Below are 303 nucleotides of genomic sequence, written 5' to 3'. Positions count from 1 at the left end.
ATCAATTTAAGGCCTTAAATTGAAATTCTTTTATCAATTTAAGGTCTTAAATTGATAAAATAATTATTCAATTTGTTATTTACTTTACGAATGTAGGTAAGGTCACGCATTTTTATTTACTTATTATATTGTGAGTGAGTTAGTAAGTGCGTAGAGAGATTTACTTTACACACCCACTCACCCACTCACCTCACTCACTTACTCACTCACTCACTCTTTTTACATGTACAACGCTCGCTCACTCACTAACTCACTCACTCACTTTTTTACATTTACAACGGTAAACATGACGTGCTTTGCGCA

It is taken from the genome of Flavobacterium sp. (assembly GCF_040402835.1).
Lineage (GTDB): Bacteria > Bacteroidota > Bacteroidia > Flavobacteriales > Flavobacteriaceae > Flavobacterium.
Note: the sequence above shows the minus strand (reverse complement) of the source record.